This is a genomic window from Buttiauxella cochleicola (genome assembly GCF_021283185.1).
Taxonomy (GTDB): domain Bacteria; phylum Pseudomonadota; class Gammaproteobacteria; order Enterobacterales; family Enterobacteriaceae; genus Buttiauxella; species Buttiauxella massiliensis.
In genome coordinates, this window is the sequence record NZ_JAJSOS010000008.1 from 41,495 (window position 1) to 66,174 (window position 24,680).

Here is a 24,680-nt window from a genome sequence, read left to right on the forward strand (position 1 = left end):
TTGAAGTCCACATCTGGTAACTCGTTAACATCTCTCCATTTATCTTGAATATGCTTAATGCTGGTCTATGCTCAAAGCAGATATTAGACGAGTGCGATTAATCTCGTGTGATTGAATAATAAAACAAAATTCTTTCCTTTCCGGGTGATGAATATGATTAGGGCGCTGCTGATTTTTTTGGCATGGACAACTCTGTACGCCTCTTGCGCGCTGCAAGCGGCTGAACCACGGCAACTACCTTCCGAGCAAGATAAAGCACGCACGGTTTATATCTTTCATCAACCGATTGTCATGTTGCAGGCAAAGTTTGGCCTGACCACTCCTGAGGAACGCGTATTGCGTATCCGCCAGACTTTACGTTCGTTACATGAAGACGACATCAGCCAGCCGGTGCAAATCACTCCGGTAAAACGCTATAACCAGCAGGGGCGGCTATTCACGATTAATGGCAAGGTGTTGATGTTACTGACCGAAGGCGATCTGGATGAGGGCGATGACTTAACACTCGACCAGGCTGCTCAACGTGTATTAGTGCGTCTTGATGAACAAAGAACGTCACTCAAAGATCAATATTCTTCCTCCTATCTTGCCATCGCGACGGTAAAAACCGTGGCGGCCACATTCGCTTTAGGTGTGCTGTTCTACGGCGCATTCAAGTCTTGGAAAAGAGTCAAACGCTACTTTGAAGGGAGAGCCAGTCAGAGAAAGGGCTTAATCCCGGCTAAATGGCGCGAGTTAGTGGGGGCCGTGGAAGGCTATCTTTACGGTTTGCTTATGATTTTATTGGGAATCGCCGCATTTTATGTCTGGTTGAGTTGGATCTTCCTGCTTTACCCGTGGACGCGAGTCTGGGGGGAATCGTTAGGTGACTGGTCGATTGGTGTTATTCAGAAAATTGCCTTATCGATAGTTTCGGCCTTCCCCGGTTTATTAATTGTTTTGATTATCTTTTTACTAACCGCATTTATCCTCAAGTTACTGAAAATACTCTTAGCACGTGTTGAAAGCGGCAAATTGACGGTGCCTGGTTTGCATCCGGAAACGGTCGGAGCCACACGCAAACTCATTTCCGTGATGGTTTGGCTGTTCGCACTTTCAGCCGCTTACCCGTTCTTGCCAGGTGCGAACTCGCTAGCTTTTAAAGGCATCAGTGTGTTCTTCGGTTTGATGCTAACGCTCGGCTCGGCGGGGGTGATGAACCACGCTATGAGTGGCCTGGTGCTGACCTATTCCCGTGCTCTACGCAAAGGAGATGTCATTCGCATCGGCGATAACGAAGGGCTGGTGAATGAAGTCGGTATGCTGGCAACCAAAATCCTCACACGTGAAAACTACATCGTCACGGTGCCGAATGCGGTGGTCGTGAGTGGGAAAATCACTAACCTCAGCGCTCAGAATCCAGGTTCTGGCGTCAATCTGACAACCAGTGTCACTATCGGTTACGACACGCCCTGGCGGCAGGTTCACGCCATGCTGGAGCTGGCTGCTAAACGTACACAAGGCATTGATCCCAGTACACCACCGCTGGTTCGCCAGCTCAATTTGATGGACTGGTACATCGCATACGAATTACAGGTCAAATTACGCGTGGGTGAATCATTGGCTGGCGTGAAGAGCGAATTGCACAGCCATATTCAGGATGTGTTTAACGAATTCAACGTGCAGATTATGTCGCCGAATTTTGTTAACCAGCCGGAAGGTGCGGTGATGGTGGCGCGTGATAACTGGTTTGCTGCGCCTGCCACCCAGCCTGAGAAGCCTTCGTGAAAAGGTCTGGCTATTCGTTAGCACTGCTTCTTGGCGTGGGCTTGTCACAGCCATTGGTCGCCAGTGCCAGCGGGCTGATTGATGAGGTGGACGGTATGCTGGATATGAGCGAATACCTTAGTGACAACCGTTACGGCTTTTTGCCGGTCCCGGTGGTGATAACCGAGCCTGCGGTAGGTTACGGCGGCGGATTGTTTGGCCTTTTCTTGCATGATACGCCGGACAGTGAAGCCGGGAAAAACCATCCCGGTGGAAAAACTATCCCGCCTGCAGTCACGGCTTTCGGTGGGGGCGCGACGCAAAATGGCACCTGGTTTGTTGGCGGTGGTCATCGCCATACCTGGAACAATGACAGCATCCGTTATTTGGTCGCACTCGGTTATGCCGATGTAAATCTTGATATTTATTCAGGTGACGTTGCAGGATTCTCTCGAGGAAAGGGCATCAGTACGCAAACCAAAGGCTACGGCGGTATGCAAAAATTGCAGTTCCGAGTAGCTGATACGCCATTCTTTATCGGCGCTTCACAGTTTTACGCAGATACCAAAATCTCTGCGGATAACCCGGTTATTAGCCGCGCATTGCAGCGTGTTTTGGGTGAGGAGAGCGCTTCTTCAGCGCTTGGGTTGGTCATGGAATATGACACCACCGATAACTTTTTCTACCCGCACAACGGGCTGTCAGCCACGGCGGAATACCAGTTTTATAGCAGCTTCCTCGGTGGTGATTACCGCTACGACATGTTGACGCTCGACGGCAAATATTTCCAACCGCTTGGCACCGATTTCACGCTGGTGCTGGCCGGGAATTATCAGTCACTTTCAAACCATGACCGGCATTTGCCACCGATGGCACGGCCCTATATCAAATTGCGAGGCATCTCGCAGTATCGCTATCAGGGAGATTATGTCAGCACTGCGCAAACCCAGCTTGAATGGCAAATGACGCCGCGCTGGGTGTTGCAGGGTTTTGTGGGGGCAGGAAGCGCCAGCAAAGAGGCCGACGATCTGTTTAATAAAACCGAAGTGGCGTATGGCGGTGGGTTTCGCTACCTGATTGCGCGCAAGTTTGGATTGCACACCGGGATTGATGTCGCCTTTAGCGACAGCGAACAAGCCGTTTATTTCAATGTGGGGGCGGGGCTATAGAGGGAATTTGCCGCCTGACTGACCATGCAAATATCAAAGAGAACGCCATGAAGAAAATCCAAAAGAGTGTGCAGCAGTGCCGAGTAATTGCGCTGCCGCTACTGTTTTTATCCGGTGCGGCGTTTGGTGCGACGACGGACACTGCGACAGACAGCAGCACGTTTCCCATCTGGGGAGATGAAGCGCGTGCGCGCGGATATTCTATTCCGCTGCCGTTTGGTGTGAATCTCAGCTATATGAATATTCGCCAGAATGTCGACGTTGATAGCATTACTTTCTCAGGGTTGAAGCTTGGCGCGCACCCCATTCCCAGCGATATGTTTGCCATTGATGTCGGCCATACGCGCGAGCGCAGTAAAACTGAAAACCTGCGCCTCGATATGTGGGTGTTCCCGTTTTTAAATATTTATGGGCTGATGGGTTACACCAAAGGCTCGTCGGTTTCGAACGTATCGGTGGATGCCGATCCGTCGCGTTATACCGGCATTGACCGGATTATTGCCTCGTCGGTGCACAGCCTCAATCAGAGCGGTGATTTACAGAACATCGATTTCACGCTCGATTTTGAAGGCGTTACTTATGGCACCGGCATTACGCTTGCGGGTGGGTATAAAAACTGGTTTACGCTGGTGGACACCAACTACACGCGTACCAATTTCGATATTCTGGATGGCAAAATCTCAGCCCTGACCGTATCGCCACGTGTTGGGTATCGTTTCGATATGCCGCAAATTTCCGGGCCATCGCATTTAAGCGTGTGGGTCGGGGCGATGTATCAGGACGTCCAGCAGGAGTTCAAAGGCAATCTATCTGACTTGCATATGCCTGCCGAACTTCAGCCGCTTATCAATTCAGTAAATAAAGATGACGATGGACGCTTTGACGTTAAACAGCATCTCACTTCGCCATGGAACACGTTGATTGGTGCGCAATATGAACTTACGCAAAACTTTAACGTGCTGACGGAGATTGGTTTTAACGAGCGTAATAGCTTCTTCATCGCAGGCGAATATCGATTCTAATGAAGAAACGTGGCGCGCTATTTTTGGGCTTATTAAGCCTGATGAATATACCGACGGACGCGGTTGCCATGACGCGCGAGGAGATTGACGGTTTTCTGGGAAAGCTGGGGGCTGATAATCAGTATGACCCCAGTAAAGGCATTGACTGGAGCGTGTTGCCGGGGCCGTTTTATACCCCTGAGTTGAAACTTGGTCTGGGGACTGCCATCGCGGGAGTGTATCGCGTTGATCCCAACGATCATGTCACGCAAAACTCGTCGGTGTCGTTTACCGGTTTTGTGAGTACTAGCGGTGCGTTAGGGCTTGGCATGAAGAATTACACCTTCTTTGCGGGGGATGAATGGCGGCTGTTTATTGATGGATCGCTTGCGAAGATCCCGACCGGTTTTTGGGGTATCGGGTACGATGCGGCGCAGGGTGATGAGCAGAAATACACGCAACAATCGATTAGCCTTCAACCGCAGATCATGCGCCAGGTGGTTGATGATCTGTATGCCGGTTTGGGTTGGGATTTTTCAACGTATGACGCTGAAAATATTGATGATCAACATCCCGGTGATAACTTCTCCCGCTACAACGTAAATGGAAATTCGCTAAGTTCAGGGATCACGGCGACTATCAACTACGATTCTCGGGATGTGATAACCCGGCCGCAACATGGGCAGTTCTTTAGTGCCGAATACAGTCTTTTTGATCCTGCCCTTGGCTCGGATAACCACTTCACCGTTTTGCAGCTGCAATATAATTATTACCTTCCGCTAAACAATCAGGATGTGTTGGCGTTCGATCTTTGGGGGCGTTTTGCGCGTGGTGATGTGCCATGGGATCGCTTGTCGCAGGCCGGGGACGATAATCGGATGCGTGGCTATTACCAGGGGCGTTATCGCGATAAAGACGTGGTCAGCACACAACTGGAATACCGTAAAAAACTTAACTGGCGACACGGTTATGTGTTGTGGGTTGGCACGGGCGCACTGGGTGATAGCCCACATAATCTTTCAGACAACCCGCTGTTACCTACGGTCGGCGCGGGTTACCGCTTCGAAGTTAAGCCTGATATGAATATTCGCCTCGACCTGGGGTTTGGCAAAGAGAGTGCCGGGTTTTACTTTCAAGTTGCGGAGGCATTTTAATGCAGCGCTGGATTTTTTCTCTGCTGCTCGGTGTGGCATCCCTGAGTTTTGGCGCATCACCGAAATCAGCAGATATCTTGCCCATTGAGAAGGCGAGGCGAGTATGGCCGATAACACAAGAGCTCACGGCTCCTGAGTCTTTACGGCCTTGCTGTGCCTTTGGATATGACCTGCAAGTGCGAGCCGTTGGTGTACCCATTCCGGTCTACCAGATTGGTAATATTCTGACGCTTACTACCCTTGGTCATCATCGTTATAACGATAGCGCGTTGGGAGCGGTCAAAAATATTGTTGGTTTGAGTGAGGAGAAAAGTGGCCTCATTTACACTCGCCGTGGGGGTTTTATTGATATCGCCCATGTACGTGATACTGCTGATAACACCTTCTATCTTTTCACGCAGATCTACTCGCGGCTTGGCCAGGACTGGCGGCTGTTCTATAGCGAAGAATTGGGGGTCCGACGCATTCAGCTTCATGCGTTCAATCCACCCGCGTCCATGGTTGAACGCTATACGATTGCCGCCTGGCTTGCGGGGCATCTCGCGTTTCAGTTAGCGCAATGGCATGAGATTGCCCAGTGGTATGGATTCCAGTCGGTTCCGGGATTTTCCGAGGAGATCTCTGCTTTTTCACCCGAAGATCTCTATTCCAATTTATTGGGCGCGCGGCTTGCGATAAACGTGATTTTGCACGGACACGCCAGGTCAATTGAGTCTTACGATCATGCGATAGACAAGGCGTTGCACAAGGCATTGGTACAACTTGGCGCGGTCAGCAAAACAGAATCAGAAAGAAAATTCCGCGAAGTGGACGGCGACTGGTGGAACAGCAAGCGCCGGGTGCCGGATAAATTTTTGGTGCTCAACCGTAACTATGATCTCAGCGAGAACCGTTACCCGACTCCAGTCCCATTTGAAAAGGCGAAGCCTTACCGCTTGGTGATGCCTGCGGCAGTTGCCGGGGTGACGATAAGTCAGCTTGGAGAATTGCAAATCCACACCGGCAGCGACATGCGTGGGCTTAGAGTACCGGAGAGTTTTTATCTTCCGGCACAGTTTCCAGCGCTGGCAGAACAAGCCAAATATGCCGATCAGATTCAGTTACAGCAGATGAAGAAGTGAGAACTATAAGTAATCGTTATTGGACGAACAGGCGATTGTTCGTTTTGATGTTGCAAATATGTTACTTGCTCTCTACCCAACATTTGGAAACCTCGCATGTTCACAATCAAAATTGACGATCTTTCGCATCCGGCGGTGCAGACATTAGTGGCCTATCATATTTCCGGCATGCTGGAACAGTCACCACCCGAAAGCAGCCACGCGCTGGATGTGCAAAAACTCCGCGACCCGGCAGTGACATTTTGGTCTGCGTGGGAAGGGGAGCAATTAGCCGGAATTGGTGCATTGAAAATGCTCGATGATGGGCATGGTGAGTTGAAATCAATGCGTACCGCGACGGACTTTTTACGCCGTGGTGTGGCAAACCAGTTTTTGCTGCACATTTTGCAAGTGTCGCGTGAGCGTGGATTCCAGCGTCTGAGTTTAGAAACCGGAACTCAGCCGGGCTTTGCTGCTTGTCATCAGCTTTATCTCAAGCATGGCTTTGTCGATTGTGAGCCGTTTGCTGATTATCAACTTGACCCGAATAGCCGCTTTATGACGTTGGTTTTGTAGCGGGTTTAACGTAAAGCTACCCAAAAGTAAGATTGTTTCTTTTGGGCTGGGCCACTATTTTAAAACCATGCATCTTTGTGGAACATCGAATTTTGCGATGTTCCCTTTAATGTATTTGCATAATCCCTTCTTCATCTTATTTTGCTTTATTTCCCCTAAAAATATGAGCATTCAATTTATCCATTTATATTAATTATTGAGTCAGTTGTCATTTAATAATATGTTTGATTTTCACACAACTATTCAGTAATGTTTATTACCCTCATAAAGTTCATAATAAATATCCAAAAATAGACATCGCTGGGACAATGAATATATTAAAGTTAAGAAAAATCGCGCTATTTATACCTCTTTTGTTAACGGCATGTGGTGGAGGCGGCGGTGGTAGCGGCTCGGGCTCTCCGCAAACAATAAATACTCCAGCTATAAAACCCGATGTGCAAACTCCAGGAACAAATAATAAAGTCAAAGTTGGGGTATTAGATTCAGGCATTAATAAAAATCTCAGTAATATAACCGGTAAGGTTGCTATTATTTTGCATTATGTCGGGCAGGGGAAGAACCTTGGCTCAGGCGCATTTACTCCTGAGGATATTACAGCATCTCTGGCACTGGCTGATATGGATACTTCGGGACATGGGAGCTATGTTTCTCAAATCCTTGCCAGTACGGGGAGTGGTGGGACCTATGTGGGTAGCCAGAACGTTCAGCTTTATGAAGCGAAAACGACCGATGACCCTCTTGGCCATTCAATGATTGATGATCAACTTGCTGCCATTATGGATCTGCATGAGCATTACGGAGTCAATTTATTTAATGCTTCATGGGGGAGTTATAATTCTTATGATGCGAATTCACCTATTACCGCGGTATTAAAATATCTGGTAAATAGTAATGGCTTAATCGTTTTCTCTGCCGGCAATGATTTCCTTAATAATCCATCCTCAGAAAACCTCACTCCGTTGATTGATGGCTCAATAGAAAATGGGTTAATCACGGTGGTAGGGATTGATGGTAATAAGCAACTCTATAGCGGATATGATGAAAACGGCGTAATTAAAGGCAGTAATGCATGTGGAAGGGCGGCAGCCTGGTGTCTTGCTGGCGATTATGTTATTGGGCCACTGCTCAGCGAGAATAACAACGGTTATGTCAATTTCTACGGTACTTCAGGTGCTGCACCTCAAGTTACGGCTGCGGCGGCAAATGTATGGCACAAATATCCCTGGATGACCGCAAAGCAGGTAAAGCAAACAATATTAACGACCGCAAACTATCTGCCAGATGGTTCACCACAGGGGGCACCTTATAATGCGACCTATGGTTGGGGTGAGTTAAATGCGCCGCGTGCAGAAGATGGCCCAATGCTGTTTTCTTCTCTCTTTGGCGATTTTAATGCGCAAGTACCCGATTCGCATTACATCTTCAGTAACGATATATCAGGAGATGCTGGTCTGGTTAAAAACGGTAACGGCATTCTGGAACTGGCGGGCGATGACAGCTATAGCGGAAATACGACTGTAAATCAGGGCACACTGTGGGTTAGTGGCAGTATTCATCGTGGCTCGGTGAATATTTCTCCCGGCGGTACGTTAACCGGTTCTGGTTCAGTGAGTTCGACTTATAACAATGGGACGATAGATTTATCTAATGGCTCACTGAAAGTGAAAGGCAATTATTCACAGAGCCATAGCGGCATACTTAATGCCTACATTGATAATCAGCTTGATATTAGCGGTAACGCGGCGCTGGATGGCACGGTCAACGTGGTTAATCAGAATTACGTGGTTAACGGAACGTACGACATTCTGCATGCGCAAAATATTCAGGGGCAATTTAGCCAGGTCAAGGGCAGCAAGTTCCTGAAGATTGATCATGTTGATTACACGCCTGACCACGTCAATCTCGATGTGGAACAAGTCTCTGCACAAAATACCGTCAGTAATGGCGATTCTCTGTCAATGGCGGGGGCCAAAGCGGTAGACAGCATTTTTGCTGCTGCTAATGACATTGCATTAAAGCAGCACAACGGTGAAGTACTGACGGTAGACGAGCAGCAATTATTGGATTATTCCGCGGGCTTACAATCTACTCGTTCAGGAGATGGTGTTCAGCGCATTGTGGATAGCCATTCTGGTGTTATTTATTCCGAGCTGCCTTCCGTATTGCTGGCGGAGCAAAACCGCCTTACGCAAACTGTCGTGAATCGTTTAAGTGCCATGTATGGCATGGGTAAAGTTACCCCTGGCGTGTGGACTTCTTATGATTATATGAAAAACAAGTATCAGCCTGATGGATGGAACCAGGTGAGCAGCACCACTAATAACACCTCTGTGGGGATGGATGGTCGTGTGAGTAATGCCTTGCTGCTGGGTGGTTTCGTTAATAAAAATAATATCACTGCCAGGCTGGACAGAAACGGTGGGAGTCTTGATGGGAGCCAGAATGGTATTGGCGCGTATGGGCAGTTCAACGATAGAGCGTTCTATCTGAACGGTCTGGCAAGTTACCAGCGTGGCGATGCTGACATTAAGCGTCCGGTTATCGGCAATGGCACGCAAAGTAGCCAGAAGTCGAATACGGATATGAGCAGCGCGAGCCTCTACTTTGAATCAGGCTACGCATTTCATTTACCGCATGAAGCCGATATCACGCCTTATCTCGGCTTTGAATACGATCGTTCTCATACCGATAGTATCGATGAAGGAAACCCACAGGGTGTGAGTGTTAGCTGCATGAAAGGGCGCCAGAGCAGCGTGGCGCTGGGCTCTCGCTTTAATTATATGGTGAGCAATGAACTGCATTTGTCAGCATGGGCACAGGCCAGCAAGATTGTGGCGCGCGATATCAGCGATATGAGACTGACGACCAATATGAGCGGGCAGGAGATTTCGCTTAACTCGCCAGAGTTTGACCGAAACAGTTTCGATTACGGCTTAGATATTGATTACGTTCTTTTGGATAGCGTGCAGCTTTTTGCCGGGACGCAGAGTAGCACGGCGAATGACCAGGCCTTTTCTGCCAGCGCGGGTGTGAAGTACTTCTGGTAATTGTTATATCAGGGCGAGTCGCAGGGAAGCGACGAGCAATAGAATTATTGAACGCAGTTCGATGAAGAGTCCGAATCCCCAATAGCAAAAAAACCGCCATAGGCTGGTTTCTTTAAATAGTGGTGCCCGGACTCGGACAAAAACGTCGGGAACGTTTTTGAACAGCGCTTGCGCTGGCCCGCAGGGCGAGTCACACGGAGGTGACGAGTAATCGAACGCAGTTCGATGAAGAGTCCGAATCTCGAAAAGCAAAAAACCCGCCATAGGCGGGTTCTTCTAAATGTGGTGCCCGGACTCGGAATCGAACCAAGGACACGGGGATTTTCAATCCCCTGCTCTACCGACTGAGCTATCCGGGCAACGGGGCGCATTAAACCGTAAAGGCCGCCAGGCGTCAACGGCTTTGTCATAAAAAAGGGGCTAAATGCGTTTAAGTGCTTTCTTTTCATGCAAAATGGCGAGAAAACAATTCATCAGGTCAATGCGCCACCTTGTCGACACTGGGCAAATCGCAGAATATCTTCGGCCAGTCGACGGGCAGTTTCGATATCAGCCTGGCTGCGTTTCACCAACAAACGGCTCAGGCAGCCTTCCAGCACTAGTTCCATTTGATGCGCCACCATCGTTGGGTCATCCACTTCCAGCTGCATTAGCATTTCATGAGTGAATTCCCAGGCGGCTTTTTTCTGCTGATCGGCCAGTTGGTGAATCGGGTGCGATGCATCCGGGTAAAAAGTGCAGGCAGCGATAAACAGGCATCCTGGATAGCGATGGTTGTTGACGCATTCGGTCAACGCTTCGTAGCGTTTTAACAGTTTTTGCTCGAGTGACATCTCTTCATTAAGCGCGAGCTGACGGCGCCAGACATCAATTTGCTGACTCAAATAACGCAGGGCGTCATAGAGTAATGCCTCACTGTTTGGCCAGAAATTGCTGATCTCTGTAACCGGATAGTCTGCCTCAGCGGCGACCATATCCAGGGTGGTGCTGGCAATTCCTTCACGTTCAAGTACGTGTAAGGCGTGCTCTAGTACTGTTTCGCGTTGCACGGTTATCTCCTCCGTTGTACCCGTCATACTTCAAGCTGCCTCGATGCAAGCTGAATTATTTAGTGTACTTCCCACAATGAGTGTTGTTTACGGCGTCAGTTTCTGCAAATGCGTACGGAAGGTGTCAGCATTCATAAAACCGGTCACACGTGCTTCTGGCAACTCGTGCCCTTGTGTATCAAAGAATAAAATCGTTGGTAGCCCTAAAACCTGGAGATGCTTTAACAGCGCCACATCTTGCGCGTTGTTGGCGGTAACATCAGCCTGGAGTAAAACGGTATTTCCCAACTGTTGCTGTACCTGCGCATCGCTAAAGGTGTATTTCTCAAACTCTTTGCAAGCCACACACCAGTCGGCGTACAAATCGAGCATTACGGGTTTGCCTTTTGCACTGGCAAGTGCGGCATCGAGCTGCTCAACGTTAGCAATTTTGGTGAAATTGAGATGTGCCTGGCTGACGGTTACTGTATTACCGAATGCCCAGTCTTGCAGAGGGCGAGCACAAACCAGTGCCGCGCCGAGCAGGATTATCTGCACCACGCGCATCCATGATTTAGTTGCTTGCAGGCTGGTAATAAATGCCCAGCCGAAGAACGCCACGCCGAGCAAACCCCATAACCGAATACCCCAACTATCTCCCAGTATGCGTTCCAACAGGAAAACCGGCAGTGCGAGGATCACAAAACCAAATGCGATTTTGACGGTTTCCATCCACGGGCCACTTTTGGGAAGCAGACGGTTGCCGAATACGGTGATGAGCATCAACGGTAGGCCCATGCCTAACGCGTAGAGATACAACGTGCCGCCTCCGAGCCACATGTTCCCGCTCTGGGCGATGTACAGCAGAATGGCGCTCAGCGGTGCGGTAGTACAAGGCGAGCAAATCAGCCCGGCTAATGCACCCATCGCAAACACACCACCCGCGGAACCGCCTTGCTGGCGATTACTCATCAATGTAAGGCGCGTTTGCAACGATGATGGCAGTTGCAGGGTGAATAGCCCAAACATAGAAGCCGCGAGCAATACAAACAGCGCTGACAGGCCGATAAGCACGTAAGGGTGCTGGAGGGCTGCCTGGAATTGCAGGCCCGCCGCCGCAACCACAAGGCCCAGCGCGGTATAGGTCAGCGCCATTCCTTGCACATAGACAAAGGTCAGCAGCAGGGCACGAGCAGTGGATAAACGCTGTTTACCGCCGAGCACAATGCCGGAAATCAATGGGTACATCGGCAGCACGCAAGGCGTGAAGGCGATACCGATACCGATTAGAAATGCCCAAAGTGCGGAGAAGGGCAGTTGCGTGGTTTTAGTATCTGTAGCGTCTGCTGGTGGCTTTGGCGCAACAGCCACGGGCGCTGATGAATTTGCTGCTGGCAGAACTTCACTAAGTGGCACCACGCGCGTCTCAGGCGGGTAACAGAAGCCCGCTTCGGCGCAGCCCTGATACGTCACGCTAACAGTTGCCCCTTTGCTCGCCTTCTCAATCGTTATCGGTAGATTAAGCTGCTGGGTATAGATCTCAGTCTTGCCGTAAAACTCGTCTTCATGCCAGGTGCCTTTTGGCAACTCCAGCGGCGCGAGTTCGGCTTGTGCAGGGTTGAGTTTTATCTGCTGGCGATAAAGGTAGTAGCCGGGTTTTATCTGCCAGTTCAGGTTGAGCTGGTGGTCAGATTGCTGAAAATCGAATGCAAAAGCCTGGTCGACCGGCACAAACTGAGATTTGCTTTGGTTGTCGAAAAGACCTGCAAAAGCGTGTGAGCTGAATAGCGCAAAAATTAGCGCAAAGATGCGTAGAGCCATGAGAGGTATTCACTATCTCCGTGGGTAACTGGCAGAACCAGTAATTCAGGGGTTTGATATGGGTGATGCGATTTCAGGCAAGCCAGCAGCGCTTCCTGATGCTCGATGTCGCTTTTGAGCAGCATTTGAACCTCATACTCCTGTTCCATTTTCCCTTCCCAGTAATAGAGCGATGTCGCACCGGGCAATAAGGTGACGCAGGCCGCCAGTTTCTCAGCCAGCACAAGGGCGGCAAGTTCCTGAGCGGTGGCTTCATCTGGGGCAGTACAAAGGATGACAACAGCCTGGGTAGTCGGCATAGCTAACCTCGTATCTGGTGGATTCGCGGTTGACTATAGCATGTGGGAGTGAGTGGGGGCGTTAAACGGGCCGCAGTGCGACCCGTGTTTTAAAAGATTTACAGAACCATGCCGCCGACAATGAAGCCGAGGATCACGCACAGCGTAATAGCGATAACACCAGGAATTAAGAACGCGTGGTTAAACACGTATTTACCAATACGCGTTGAGCCAGTGTCATCCATCTCTACCGCAGCCAGTAAGGTTGGGTAAGTTGGCAGCACGAACAGCGCTGAAACAGCGGCGAAAGAGGCGATGGCGGTCAGTGGGCTAACACCAAGCATTAATGCCGCTGGCATCAGAGCTTTGGTGGTTGCTGCCTGGGAGTAAAGCAAAGTGGCTGCGAAGAACAGCACTACAGCCAGCAACCACGGATAGCTTTGCAGTAAGTCACCCGCAACGGCCTGAATATCCTGGATATGGTTTTTAACGAAGGTATCACCCAACCAGGCTACACCCAGTACGCAGATACAAGCACTCATGCCCGATTTGAATGTGCTGGCATTGAGGATTTCGCCAGTATCGATTTTACAGGTGAAGGAGATAAGCGTAGCGATGGTCAGCATAAACACCACAATCGCTTCGTTACGCGGCAGGATAGGGTTTTGAATCAGGCCAACGGTGTCGCTGATGGCGGTGGCGTACAGCATGACGGCAACGATACCGATAAGGAACAGTAGCACCGAGCGTTTTGCATGAGGTTTTAATTCAAACACGCTGGCCCCACGCAGTTTTACTTCGCCTTTAGCCAGACGTTCCTGATAAACCGGGTCATCTTTCAGTTCACTGCCCAGGAAGTTACACACAATCGCTGTCAGCATAACGGCTACCAGCGTAACCGGAATACAGATGCTCAGTAGAGTCAGGTAGCTGATGCCCATTGGCTCAAGAATGCCGGAGAAGAACACTACAGCCGCAGAAATTGGCGAGGCAGTAATCGCAATTTGTGAGGCCACAACGGCGATAGACAATGGGCGCGATGGGCGAATGCCTTGTTCTTTGGCAACTTCCGTAATTACCGGAAGCGTGGAAAATGCAGTATGACCCGTTCCCGCAAGAATAGTCATAAACCATGTCACGAGCGGAGCGAGGAAGGTGATGTATTTCGGATGGCGACGCAGCAGTTTTTCTGCAAGGCTGACCAGATAGTCCATTCCGCCTGCTACCTGCATGGCGGCAATCGCGGCAATAACTGCCATGATGATTTCGATTACATCAAATGGGATAGAGCCCGGTTTTACCTGAAAAACAAGCGTTAAAACCAGCACACCAAAACCGCCAGCAAAGCCAATCCCTATGCCGCCGAGTCTGGCCCCAAGATATATCGCTAAAAGCACGATAACGAGTTCTGCTCCAAACATGATTTCCGTCCTTGTGTTTGATTAATTGATAATTATTTGTTGTGTTTTTGTTGGTGATACAAATGAAAAAGGCACGTCCAATGGACGTGCCTTTTGTTAAGGACCGGAAAGGTTACTGTTCGCTTTCATCGGTATAACGCTTCGCTTTATAAACCGGGTGCATCAGGTTGTTGATAGAGAAAATATCATCCAACTCGGCTTCGGTTAACAGGCCGCGCTCCAGAACGACTTCACGCACGCTCTTACCGGTTTCGGCACAGATCTTCCCAACGATGTCACCATTGTGGTGGCCAATGAATGGGTTCAGATAAGTCACGATACCAATTGAGTTGTAAACGTAGCTTTCACACACTTCTTTATTAGCAGTGATGCCGTTGATGCATTTTTCCAGCAGGTTGTAGCAAGCATTGGTCAGGATATGAATGGACTCGAACATCGCCTGGCCAATGACAGGTTCCATTACGTTCAGCTGCAGCTGACCGGCTTCGGAAGCCATAGTTACGGTGATGTCGTTGCCAATCACTTTGAAGCAAACCTGGTTCACCACTTCTGGAATTACCGGGTTCACTTTGGCAGGCATAATAGAAGAACCGGCTTGCAGCTCTGGCAGGTTGATTTCGTTCAGGCCGGAACGCGGGCCGGATGAGAGCAGGCGAAGGTCGTTACAGATCTTCGACATTTTCACCGCCAGGCGTTTGAGCGAGCTGTGAACCATGACGTATGCGCCGCAGTCGGAAGTCGCTTCAATCAGGTCTTCAGCTGGTACGCATGGCAGGTTGCTGACTTCAGCCAGTTTCTGGACCGCCAGTTGTTGATAACCATCAGGGGTGTTCAGGCGAGTACCGATGGCGGTCGCACCGAGGTTCACTTCCAGCAGCAGTTCTGCGGTACGCAGCAAGTTGCGGGTTTCTTCATTCAACAACACGTTGAATGCGTGGAATTCCTGGCCCAGCGTCATTGGTACGGCGTCTTGTAGCTGAGTACGACCCATTTTCAGGACATTCTCGAACTCAACCGCTTTGCGTTGGAAGCCATCGCCTAACTGGTTGATAGCATCAATCAGTTTCACAATAGAAGCGTACACCGCGATTCGGAAACCTGTCGGGTAGGCATCATTGGTGGATTGGCATTTGTTTACGTGGTCATTCGGGTTCAGGAACTGGTACTCACCTTTCTGGTGGCCCATCAGCTCAAGCCCAATGTTGGCGAGCACTTCGTTGGTATTCATGTTGACGGAAGTACCGGCACCGCCCTGGTAAACGTCCACCGGGAATTGGTCCATGCACTTGCCGTTATTCAGCACTTCATCACAGGCCTGGATAATGGTGTTTGCGATGCTTTTCGGAATGGTTTGCAACTCCTTGTTCGCCATTGCCGCTGCTTTCTTAACCATGACCATGCCGCGCACAAATTCAGGTATATCACTGATTTTGCTGTTGCTTATGTAGAAGTTTTCAATCGCTCTCAGAGTATGAACACCATAATAGGCATCCGCTGGCACTTCCCTGGTACCCAACAAATCTTCTTCGATACGAATGTTATTTAACATGTGAACCTTCTTAATTAAAGCTGCCATTGATTGATCATTGCACACACAGGATCTACGGTTGTGCGATGAATAGACCGACGATTATGTCCATATTCGGTCTGCGTGCCGTGATGATATGCTGATGATAGCGAAAAGCAGTAATCTGGATCACTTATTAAAAGGTCTGCTCACATAACAATTATTAATATGTGATGTTGATCAATTGTTGAAAACTTCCAAAAAAATAATAGGGCGCTTAGATTGATTTTTGACTATGGCGTCGCCATCTCTTTGACTGTGCATAATTGCTAACCTATTTTCGCAAGTGCTTGATGGCGCTTGCTACAATTGCTCAGGTTTTACTACGGGCTTTTCCAACTACAGGAGTGTACGGTGCGCTGGATACCGTTAATTGCCGTCTTTCTCTATGTATACATAGAGATTTCATTGTTTATTCAGGTCGCCCACGTCATGGGTGTCTTCCTGACGCTTGTGCTGGTGATATTCACTTCAGTAATTGGTATGTCGCTGGTTCGCAACCAGGGTTTTAAAAACTTCATGCTGATGCAGCAGAAAATGGCAGCGGGTGAAAGCCCGGCGGTTGAGATGATTAAAAGCGTTTCGCTCATCATCGCAGGCTTGCTGTTGTTGTTGCCTGGCTTCTTCACCGACTTCCTGGGCTTGCTGCTGTTACTGCCACCAGTACAGAAGCATCTGACGCTGAAACTGATGCCACATCTACGTTTCTCACGTACACCAGGTGGTGGTTTTAGCGCGGGCACCGGCGGTGGTTCAACGTTCGACGGCGAGTATCAACGTAAAGATGATGCTCCCAAACAGCTAGATGATCGCGATAACGACGATCGTCATAATCGTTAAAAATCGAAAATTTTTTTGTTTTCCCCCTTGAAGGGGGGAAGGCTCATCCCCATCTCTCAGGTCACCAGCCGATAACCCATTTTGGGCCGGCGTTACCTAAACAATTGATAATGACTTTCTCAAAGGAGAGCTATCACATGAGCATTCGTCCATTACATGACCGCGTTATCGTCAAGCGTAAAGAAGTTGAATCTAAATCTGCGGGCGGCATCGTTCTGACTGGCAGCGCAGCAGGCAAATCAACTCGTGGCGAAATCATCGCTGTCGGTAAAGGCCGCATCCTGGAAAACGGTAACGTACAACCGCTGGACGTTAAAGTCGGCGATATCGTAATTTTCAACGATGGCTACGGCGTGAAATCTGAGAAGATCGACAATGAAGAAGTGTTGATCATGGCAGAAAGCGACATCCTGGCAATTGTTGAAGCGTAATACGCGCAATAACTGAACGAACATAAACGAATTTAAGGAAAGTTAAGAATGGCAGCTAAAGACGTAAAATTCGGTAATGACGCTCGTGTGAAAATGCTGCGTGGCGTTAACGTACTGGCAGATGCAGTGAAAGTTACCCTCGGTCCTAAAGGCCGTAACGTTGTTCTGGATAAATCTTTCGGTGCACCGACTATCACTAAAGATGGTGTTTCTGTAGCGCGTGAAATCGAACTGGAAGACAAGTTCGAAAACATGGGTGCGCAGATGGTTAAAGAAGTTGCTTCTAAAGCGAACGACGCTGCGGGCGACGGTACTACCACTGCAACCGTGCTGGCTCAGTCCATCATCACTGAAGGCCTGAAAGCTGTTGCTGCGGGCATGAACCCAATGGACCTGAAACGCGGTATCGATAAAGCTGTTATCGCCGCTGTTGAAGAGCTGAAAGCACTGTCTGTTCCTTGCTCTGACTCTAAAGCAATCGCTCAGGTTGGTACTATCTCTGCTAACTCCGACGAAACCGTGGGTACTCTGATTGCTGAAGCAATGGAGAAAGTAGGCAAAGAAGGCGTTATCACCGTTGAAGAAGGCACTGGCCTGCAAGACGAGCTGGACGTTGTAGAAGGTATGCAGTTTGACCGTGGCTACCTGTCTCCGTACTTCATCAACAAGCCTGAAACTGGTTCTATCGAACTGGAAAGCCCGTTCATCCTGCTGGCTGACAAAAAAATCTCCAACATCCGTGAAATGCTGCCAGTACTGGAAGCCGTTGCGAAAGCAGGCAAACCACTGCTGATCATTGCTGAAGATGTTGAAGGCGAAGCGTTGGCGACCCTGGTGGTTAACACCATGCGTGGCATCGTTAAAGTTGCTGCTGTTAAAGCACCTGGCTTTGGCGACCGTCGTAAAGCAATGCTGCAAGATATCGCAACTCTGACTGGCGGTACCGTAATCTCTGAAGAGATCGGTATGGAGCTGGAAAAAGCGACTCTGGAAGATCTGGGTACTGCTAAACGTATCGTTATCAACAAAGACACCACTACTATCATCGATGGTAATGGTGAAGAAGACGCAATCCAGGGTCGTGTGACTCAGATTCGTAAGCAAATCGAAGAAGCAACTTCTGATTACGACCGTGAAAAACTGCAAGAGCGCGTAGCTAAACTGGCTGGCGGCGTTGCAGTAATCAAAGTCGGTGCTGCTACCGAAGTTGAAATGAAAGAGAAGAAAGCACGCGTTGAAGATGCCCTGCACGCTACCCGTGCTGCGGTTGAAGAAGGTGTGGTTGCCGGTGGTGGTGTTGCGCTGATTCGCGTAGCTTCTAAACTGTCTGAACTGCGTGGCCAGAACGAAGACCAGAACGTGGGTATCAAAGTTGCGCTGCGCGCAATGGAATCCCCACTGCGTCAGATCGTTCTGAACTGCGGCGAAGAGCCATCTGTTGTTGCTAACAACGTGAAAGCGGGCGACGGTAACTACGGTTACAACGCAGCAACTGAAGAATACGGCAACATGATCGACATGGGTATCCTGGATCCAACCAAAGTAACTCGTTCTGCTCTGCAGTACGCAGCTTCTGTGGCTGGCCTGATGATCACCACCGAGTGCATGATCACCGATATGCCAAAATCTGACGGTCCAGACATGGGCGGCGCAGGTATGGGTGGTATGGGTGGCATGGGCGGCATGATGTAATTGCCCCAACACCTGGTGTGAAGTAACACCGTGTTAAGAAAACCCTCAGGCAGAAATGTCTGAGGGTTTTTTCTTTTTGGTCGCACTCTGGTATAAGATCTCACCGGGCGATGACTGCCCGCTACTATTCAAGACGGCATTGATAACGGGGAAGAACATGCGCATTAAAGTTTCAGCAGGAATAGCTGTGGCAGCGCTGCTGCTGGCAGGATGTAGCACCAGCAATGATTTAAGCACTAATGGCCAGAGCGTTCGTTTCGTTGAAGAGAAGCCAGGCACTGAATGCCAGCTGATTGGCACCGCAACCGGCGAGCAAAGTAACTGGTTGTCAGGCCAACATGGTGATGAAGGTGGTTCTATGCGCGGCGCGGCTAATGCTCTGCGTAATAACGCAGCGGCGATGGGTGGTAACGTGCTGTATGGCGTGAGCAGCCCGACGCAAAACTTGTTGTCGAGCTTTGCTCCGACTGCCAGCAAAATGACTGGTCAGGTTTATAAGTGCCCGAACTGATCTAAGTTTAATTTTGTAGGTCGTGTGGTGTTGTGCTTACCCGACCTACAAAATTCATTTCTGAATTAACTTTGTCGTAACTGCAAATCCAATGGTGTTTTACTCGGCTCTCCGCCAATCTCACGCGCAAGCTTCGGCACCATATAGCCGGAAATCAACGTCAGTAACTCACGCATAATCATTCTGGCTTCATCATCACTCACCATGAAATGCGCCGCACCTTGCACTTTATCGAGCACATGCAGGTAATAGGGCATTACGCCAGCATCGAACAGTGCATTACTCAGGTTTGCGAGAGTCTGTGCGTTATCGTTCACATCGCGCAGCAGGACACTTTGGTTAAGCAATGTGACGCCTGCCTGGCGTAAGCCCACCATAGCCGCTCTGAACTCTTCATCAATCTCATTGGCATGGTTGATATGGTTTACCAGAATCACCTGCAACCTTGAGCGCGCAAGACGTGCTACAAGCGTATCGGTAATACGTGCCGGGATGACAATCGGCAAACGGCTGTGGATACGTAGCCGTTTAATATGCGGGATTGCTTCCAGTTCGCTGATCAACCAATCCAGTTCATGATCTTTTGCCATAAGCGGATCGCCGCCAGAAAAAATGATCTCATCGAGTTCAGGGTGATCGCTGATATATGAAATGGCGGCCTGCCAGTTACGCTTGTTCCCCTGGTTGTCGGAGTAGGGGAAATGGCGGCGGAAACAGTAGCGGCAGTTGACCGCACAGCCACCTTTAACCAACAACAGCGCCCGGTTACTGTATTTATGCAGCAGCCCCGGAACCACGCTGTGCTGCTCTTCGAGCGGATCAGTGCTAAAGCCGGGAGCGGCAATAAACTCTTCTTTCGAAGTTAACACCTGGTGTAATAGTGGGTCGTTCGGATTGCCTTTTTCCATGCGCGCGACAAAAGCTCGCGGCACGCGCAAGGCAAAAAGTCGGCGTGCATCACGCCCCGCTAACAACTCTTTGTCAGCGTTCAGCTCTAAAATATGCAGCAGTTCGTCAGGATCGGTTATAACATCGCCAAGTTGCGTTAACCAATCTTCTCTGCGAGGGGGATTTAGGGTTACAATGTGTGCCATTTTTTGGCTAAGCTACCAATTAACAATTTCAGAGGGCCTTATGGCGACTTATTCTAGCAACGATTTTCGTGCCGGTCTTAAAATCATGTTTGAAGGCGAACCTTACGCGGTTGAATCCAGTGAGTTCGTGAAACCAGGTAAAGGCCAAGCCTTTGCTCGCGTTAAAATGCGCCGCCTGTTGACTGGCACCCGCGTAGAAAAAACTTTCAAATCTACCGACTCCGCTGAAGGCGCAGACGTTATCGATATGAACCTGACTTACCTGTACAACGACGGTGAGTTCTACCACTTCATGAACAACGAAACTTTCGAGCAGCTGGCAGCTGATGAAAAAGCCATTGGCGAAAATGCTAAGTGGATGCTGGATCAGGCCGAATGTATCGTCACCCTGTGGAACGGCCGTCCAATCGCCGTACAACCACCAAACTTTGTAGAGCTGGAAATCGTTGAAACCGATCCAGGTCTGAAAGGTGATACTGCTGGTACCGGTGGTAAGCCTGCAAAACTGTCTACTGGTGCTGTGGTTAAAGTACCTTTGTTCGTTCAGACTGGCGAAGTGATCAAAGTTGACACCCGCTCTGGCGAATACGTTTCTCGCGTTAAGTAATACGTGAAGATTGGCGACGGGGTTTAGCACTTCGTCGCCACTTACAAAAGGCAGGGAAGATGAACCGTTTGATTAAGCATTTACTTTTCATCACGTTGTTAACCTCGTTTCTCGCCGGTTGTAATACCACCCGCGGCTTTGGTGAAGATCTCAAGCACCTTGGCGGCTCCATCGAACGTGCAGCAAACAAGTAATTACCAACACTCCTAAAAATCCGCTTTTTCCTTCAGCTTGCCAATTTTTGTCTATGCTTTAACTGCTATACACAAACAATATGGTCAAAAAAGGAAACGGTCATGATTAAGAAAACTATTGCAGCGTTCTTTTCTCTCATAGTGCTTTCGTCGTTACTTACCGCGTGTAATACCACCAAAGGCGTGGGTGAAGATATTCAGGATGGCGGCCAGGCCATTTCAGGTGCTGCAACAAAAGCGCAGAATTAAAGTATCACCGACGGTACGGTATCATTGCCGTACCGTAATTCCTTTCGTTAATGTTGTTGCTCTATAAACAATGAATAGCGATTATTAATCCCTAACTTCATACGGATATTCCGCTTATAGGTATAAACCGTCTTGGTACTAATCCCCATTATTCTGGCGATAAAATCATTATTGGCCTCATCGGTCCACAACTTTAATATACGCTCCTCACGCAATGTAAGAAGAGGAGATGCATACTGCCGTACCGGATGAAAAGGTGGGCGGGCACTAAGTTGCTTCTGAATAGTGTCGTAAAGCTCCGCTAGTGGAACGGATTTACTATGTAGCGAGCGTGAGCCCTGAGCCAGACAGTACTCTTCGATCTTTTCGTGACGGATACTGTTAAGTAACATTAATCGAATTGATGTACCACAGGCAGAATAAATAGATGAGAGCTGTTGGATATTATGTAGAGAGCTGGCGAAACTGGTGAAATCGGCAATAACAAGATTAGGTCGCCATTGTATTATTTTCTCGCGAGCTACAAGTAAATTATCAGTTTCAGAAATAGAAAAAGCAGGGTTTTGACTAAGCCAATATTTGAATCCCTGCCGGGTATAATGGCAGCGGTCAATTAACAATATCTTATGCATAATTACCGTTCGCGTGACTCACTATTACAGCCTTTTCTGAATGCCAAATAAAACATTATATTATGAAAAAAGCACCTGAAATGAATTGTGGATTTACGGGTTAAATTGCGTTCATTTCTCGGCTTAATGTCAAAACTCCCGCCAGATGTGGAAACAAAACTTTACTGGTTTTTATGATAAGAAAGTCCTGTTGGACTTTTTTGTCTGCGGCCGATCGTTAAAATAGTGCCCTCACCAGCCTTATGGGACGACCCATTCGCGCTTCTTGATTTCCGGGGACGGCCCCAATAATGGAGCTGTATATGGCCTGGTTTATTCTTGTTATCGCCGGTTTATTAGAAGTTGTGTGGGCTGTGGGCCTGAAATATACCCATGGTTTCACCCGCCTGTGGCCAAGCGTTATCACCGTAGTTGCCATGGTTGTCAGCATCGCGCTGCTGTCCTGGTCAATGAAAACGTTGCCGACCGGTACGGCTTACGCCGTCTGGACAGGAATTGGTGCCGTAGGTGCTGCCACCACAGGTATCTTGCTGTTAGGCGAATCAGCAAACCTGGCCCGCATTGCGAGCCTGGCTTTGATTGTCGTCGGGATTATTGGCCTGAAAATTAGCACTCATTAATTGGTGGGTTGTTTAATCCACAGTAACTTCTCGACCGGGAAGCCCTGTTGTGTCGCGATATTAAGCATCTGTTGCTTCACTTCACTGCTGATTGTCGGGGTGCGTGACAATATCCACAGATAGTCTTTATCCGGCCCGCACACCAGTGCGTGCCGGTAATCTTTATCAATGGCTATCACATTATACCCACCGTAAAACGGCCCAAAGAATGAGACTTTTAGTGCTGCGCGACTTGGGTTTCCAGTGAAGTAAGCTTTGCCGACACTTTGCTGCCACATCTGCCTGTCGGGATTAAATCCTCTGTTTATCACACGAATTCCACCGTCATCCATGGTGCTATATGTAGCAGTCACTTGCTCTAGCCCGCTTTCAAATTTGTGGTCAAGACGGGCAATTTCATACCACTTGCCGAGATAGCGTTTTGCTTCAAAATTATTGACCACCGTGGTTCCTGGTGGAGGGGTTGGAGAGCTACAGGCAACAACGAGAAACGCAACTGCAAGAGTGGTGATAATCGGCCAGATGCGCATAGCTAATTCCTTCTGCTGTTTTAGCTAAGTGTAGAAGGCAGCAGCAAAAAAGCGGTATGCGGGCAGAAATAAAAAGGCCTGCTGAGCAGGCCGGTATGCATTACTGTAATGCTGCGAGGATTTTGTACCCGGCTTTAACCCGCTCAGGATTTGGGTAGCTTTTATTTGCCATCATCACGATGCCAAGTTGTTGCTCGGGAATAAACGCTACATAAGTCCCAAAGCCCCCGGTTGAGCCTGTTTTGTGAACCCAGGATGCCTTAACAACAGGCGCAGGCGGTTCGATGGCTGTCGCCGTTTGAGGGGAAAGCGCTACTTTATTATCGCTGCCATTTACCACGGTTTCGGCATCAACCGGCCAGTTGTGCATCTCCCAACCTAAGCCCTGATACATGCTGCCGATGCGCCAGTAGCGTGTTTGTGCGAGCTCAATTCCCTTACGTAATGTTGAAGAACCTACCTGTTCAGGCTTGATGTTTGCCTGTACCCAACTGGCCATATCTTCAATCGTTGTTTTCACGCCATAGGCTTCTGCATCCAGCATGCCTGGTGAAACGTGCACTGCCTTATCGTTACGGTAGCCCCATGCGTAGTTGTGCTCCTCAGATGCGGGCACTTTTATCCATGTATGCACAAGGTTTAACGGCTGGAATACGCGTCTGGACATTGCCTCTTCAAAGCTCATTCCTGATGGCTTCACCGCCAACGCGCCGAAGAGGCCGATGCTGGCATTAGCATAGAGACGAGTGGATCCCGGAGCCCATTGTGGCTGCCAGTTCTGGTAAAAGTGGAGTAAGGAAGCCTGGTTTGTGACTTCATCAGGAACCTGTAGCGGTAAGCCCCCTGCGGTATAGGTGGCAAGTTGCAGTAGGTTAATGTCTTTCCATTGCTTACCGGTGAGTGCAGGCCAGTACTTCGTTGCCGGGTCGCTTAGTTTTATTTCCCCACGGGCTACGCTATCGCCACCCAGAACACCGGTAAAGGTCTTACTGACAGAGCCGAGTTCAAACAATGTCTCTTTGGTGACCGGTAAATTTTTGGCGATATCAGCCTGACCGTACGTGAAGTAATAGGGTTTTCCCTGATAAATAACGGCGACGGCCATACCGGGTATATTCTGCTCTTTGAGCAGGGGCTCAATGGTCTGATTGACTGTCTGAGCAATCTGTTGTTCGGTCAACGCTTTCGTGGCGGCAAGCGTTGAGCAGGAGGCCGTGAGCATTAGCACACAGCAAAGTGTTTTTTTCATCATTGAATAGCTTCCATAAAGTGACACGACAGCATGCCCTGAACGACTCAATTTATCATCAGTCCTCATGGGTTTCTTAGCGAATATGTTTATGTGTCAGGCGGGAAGATACAAAGAAAA

At 49.1% G+C, this 24,680-nt stretch carries 24 protein-coding genes and 1 tRNA gene; 15 read left to right on the forward strand and 10 right to left on the reverse strand.

Annotated features, from left to right (window positions below; translation table 11 throughout):
* Positions 1-153 precede the first annotated feature (153 nt).
* The 7 genes from LVQ76_RS13600 (at position 154) to LVQ76_RS13630 (ending at position 9,796) form a co-directional block, all read left to right on the forward strand.
* Positions 154-1,767 carry a mechanosensitive ion channel family protein gene (locus LVQ76_RS13600; RefSeq protein WP_232921864.1) on the forward strand — a complete coding sequence of 538 codons (1,614 nt, stop codon included), beginning with the start codon at positions 154-156 and terminating at the stop codon, positions 1,765-1,767.
* Positions 1,764-2,915, forward strand: a complete 1,152-nt coding sequence (locus LVQ76_RS13605) for a BamA/TamA family outer membrane protein (RefSeq protein WP_232865447.1) — start codon at positions 1,764-1,766, stop codon at positions 2,913-2,915. Before LVQ76_RS13600 ends, LVQ76_RS13605 begins: the two co-directional genes overlap by 4 nt.
* A 47-nt stretch (positions 2,916-2,962) precedes the next feature.
* Positions 2,963-3,937 (forward strand): putative outer membrane beta-barrel protein, encoded by a 975-nt coding sequence (locus LVQ76_RS13610; RefSeq protein WP_232904690.1) that lies wholly within the window; start codon positions 2,963-2,965, stop codon positions 3,935-3,937.
* Positions 3,937-5,070, forward strand: a complete 1,134-nt coding sequence (locus LVQ76_RS13615; protein WP_232921865.1) for a BamA/TamA family outer membrane protein — start codon at positions 3,937-3,939, stop codon at positions 5,068-5,070. The genes LVQ76_RS13610 and LVQ76_RS13615 overlap by 1 nt, the downstream gene beginning before the upstream one ends.
* Positions 5,070-6,191, forward strand: a complete 1,122-nt coding sequence (locus LVQ76_RS13620; protein WP_232865450.1) for a DUF4056 domain-containing protein — start codon at positions 5,070-5,072, stop codon at positions 6,189-6,191. The genes LVQ76_RS13615 and LVQ76_RS13620 overlap by 1 nt, the downstream gene beginning before the upstream one ends.
* A 96-nt stretch (positions 6,192-6,287) precedes the next feature.
* A complete protein-coding gene (locus tag LVQ76_RS13625) occupies positions 6,288-6,746 on the forward strand; it encodes a GNAT family N-acetyltransferase (RefSeq protein ID WP_232921866.1) in 459 nt (152 codons plus the stop codon).
* Positions 6,747-7,054: 308 nt separating this feature from the next.
* Complete coding sequence (locus LVQ76_RS13630) at positions 7,055-9,796, forward strand: autotransporter domain-containing protein (protein WP_232921867.1); 2,742 nt, start codon at positions 7,055-7,057, stop codon at positions 9,794-9,796.
* A 283-nt stretch (positions 9,797-10,079) separates the two neighbouring features.
* On the opposite strand, the gene LVQ76_RS13635 is transcribed toward LVQ76_RS13630, so the two are convergent.
* The 6 genes from LVQ76_RS13635 to aspA all read right to left on the reverse strand — a co-directional run bounded on the left by LVQ76_RS13635 (position 10,080) and on the right by aspA (position 15,893).
* A tRNA-Phe gene (locus LVQ76_RS13635) sits at positions 10,080-10,155 on the reverse strand.
* A gap of 114 nt (positions 10,156-10,269) precedes the next feature.
* Entirely contained in the window at positions 10,270-10,845 is a 576-nt protein-coding gene (locus LVQ76_RS13640) for a transcriptional regulator (protein WP_151994130.1), read from the reverse strand.
* 87 nt (positions 10,846-10,932) lie between these two features.
* Positions 10,933-12,645, reverse strand: a complete 1,713-nt coding sequence (locus LVQ76_RS13645) for a protein-disulfide reductase DsbD (protein ID WP_232921868.1) — start codon at positions 12,643-12,645, stop codon at positions 10,933-10,935.
* Positions 12,621-12,944: a divalent cation tolerance protein CutA gene (gene cutA, locus LVQ76_RS13650; protein ID WP_034461116.1), complete on the reverse strand. Its 324-nt coding sequence runs from the start codon at positions 12,942-12,944 to the stop codon at positions 12,621-12,623. The genes LVQ76_RS13645 and cutA overlap by 25 nt, the downstream gene beginning before the upstream one ends.
* A gap of 98 nt (positions 12,945-13,042) precedes the next feature.
* Positions 13,043-14,344, reverse strand: a complete 1,302-nt coding sequence (locus LVQ76_RS13655) for an anaerobic C4-dicarboxylate transporter (RefSeq protein WP_232865454.1) — start codon at positions 14,342-14,344, stop codon at positions 13,043-13,045.
* A gap of 112 nt (positions 14,345-14,456) precedes the next feature.
* Positions 14,457-15,893, reverse strand: coding sequence for an aspartate ammonia-lyase (gene aspA, locus LVQ76_RS13660; protein WP_232865455.1), 1,437 nt, complete (start codon positions 15,891-15,893; stop codon positions 14,457-14,459).
* A gap of 372 nt (positions 15,894-16,265) precedes the next feature.
* On the opposite strand from aspA, the gene LVQ76_RS13665 reads away from it, so the two are divergent.
* The 4 genes from LVQ76_RS13665 to LVQ76_RS13680 all read left to right on the forward strand — a co-directional run bounded on the left by LVQ76_RS13665 (position 16,266) and on the right by LVQ76_RS13680 (position 19,385).
* Positions 16,266-16,751, forward strand: a complete 486-nt coding sequence (locus LVQ76_RS13665) for an FxsA family protein (RefSeq protein ID WP_064515596.1) — start codon at positions 16,266-16,268, stop codon at positions 16,749-16,751.
* Positions 16,752-16,888: 137 nt separating this feature from the next.
* Positions 16,889-17,182 (forward strand): co-chaperone GroES, encoded by a 294-nt coding sequence (locus LVQ76_RS13670; RefSeq protein WP_034461121.1) that lies wholly within the window; start codon positions 16,889-16,891, stop codon positions 17,180-17,182.
* Between the two features lie 48 nt (positions 17,183-17,230).
* Positions 17,231-18,874, forward strand: coding sequence for a chaperonin GroEL (groL, locus tag LVQ76_RS13675; RefSeq protein ID WP_151994125.1), 1,644 nt, complete (start codon positions 17,231-17,233; stop codon positions 18,872-18,874).
* A gap of 157 nt (positions 18,875-19,031) precedes the next feature.
* Positions 19,032-19,385, forward strand: coding sequence for a DUF4156 domain-containing protein (locus LVQ76_RS13680; RefSeq protein WP_151994124.1), 354 nt, complete (start codon positions 19,032-19,034; stop codon positions 19,383-19,385).
* Positions 19,386-19,450: 65 nt separating this feature from the next.
* Here the strand turns inward: LVQ76_RS13680 and epmB are convergent, their stop codons facing one another.
* A complete protein-coding gene (gene epmB, locus LVQ76_RS13685; protein ID WP_232921869.1) occupies positions 19,451-20,479 on the reverse strand; it encodes an EF-P beta-lysylation protein EpmB in 1,029 nt (342 codons plus the stop codon).
* A 40-nt stretch (positions 20,480-20,519) separates the two neighbouring features.
* On the opposite strand from epmB, the gene efp reads away from it, so the two are divergent.
* The 3 genes from efp to ecnB all read left to right on the forward strand — a co-directional run bounded on the left by efp (position 20,520) and on the right by ecnB (position 21,529).
* A complete protein-coding gene (gene efp, locus LVQ76_RS13690; RefSeq protein ID WP_064515606.1) occupies positions 20,520-21,086 on the forward strand; it encodes an elongation factor P in 567 nt (188 codons plus the stop codon).
* Positions 21,087-21,145: 59 nt separating this feature from the next.
* Positions 21,146-21,280 (forward strand): entericidin A/B family lipoprotein, encoded by a 135-nt coding sequence (locus LVQ76_RS13695; protein ID WP_064515608.1) that lies wholly within the window; start codon positions 21,146-21,148, stop codon positions 21,278-21,280.
* A 102-nt stretch (positions 21,281-21,382) separates the two neighbouring features.
* Positions 21,383-21,529: a lipoprotein toxin entericidin B gene (gene ecnB, locus LVQ76_RS13700; protein ID WP_034461127.1), complete on the forward strand. Its 147-nt coding sequence runs from the start codon at positions 21,383-21,385 to the stop codon at positions 21,527-21,529.
* A 47-nt stretch (positions 21,530-21,576) separates the two neighbouring features.
* Here the strand turns inward: ecnB and LVQ76_RS13705 are convergent, their stop codons facing one another.
* A complete protein-coding gene (locus LVQ76_RS13705; RefSeq protein ID WP_151994121.1) occupies positions 21,577-22,161 on the reverse strand; it encodes a response regulator transcription factor in 585 nt (194 codons plus the stop codon).
* 302 nt (positions 22,162-22,463) lie between these two features.
* Between LVQ76_RS13705 and sugE the strand changes: the two genes are divergently transcribed.
* Positions 22,464-22,781 (forward strand): quaternary ammonium compound efflux SMR transporter SugE, encoded by a 318-nt coding sequence (sugE, locus tag LVQ76_RS13710; protein WP_134186238.1) that lies wholly within the window; start codon positions 22,464-22,466, stop codon positions 22,779-22,781.
* On the opposite strand, the gene LVQ76_RS13715 is transcribed toward sugE, so the two are convergent.
* Together LVQ76_RS13715 and ampC are read right to left on the reverse strand one after the other, a co-directional pair.
* Entirely contained in the window at positions 22,778-23,311 is a 534-nt protein-coding gene (locus LVQ76_RS13715) for a lipocalin family protein (RefSeq protein WP_232865458.1), read from the reverse strand. The two genes, sugE and LVQ76_RS13715, sit on opposite strands and share 4 nt — an antisense overlap.
* Before the next feature lie 100 nt (positions 23,312-23,411).
* Positions 23,412-24,563 carry a CMY2/MIR/ACT/EC family class C beta-lactamase gene (gene ampC, locus LVQ76_RS13720; protein ID WP_232921870.1) on the reverse strand — a complete coding sequence of 384 codons (1,152 nt, stop codon included), beginning with the start codon at positions 24,561-24,563 and terminating at the stop codon, positions 23,412-23,414.
* Positions 24,564-24,680: the final 117 nt, after the last annotated feature.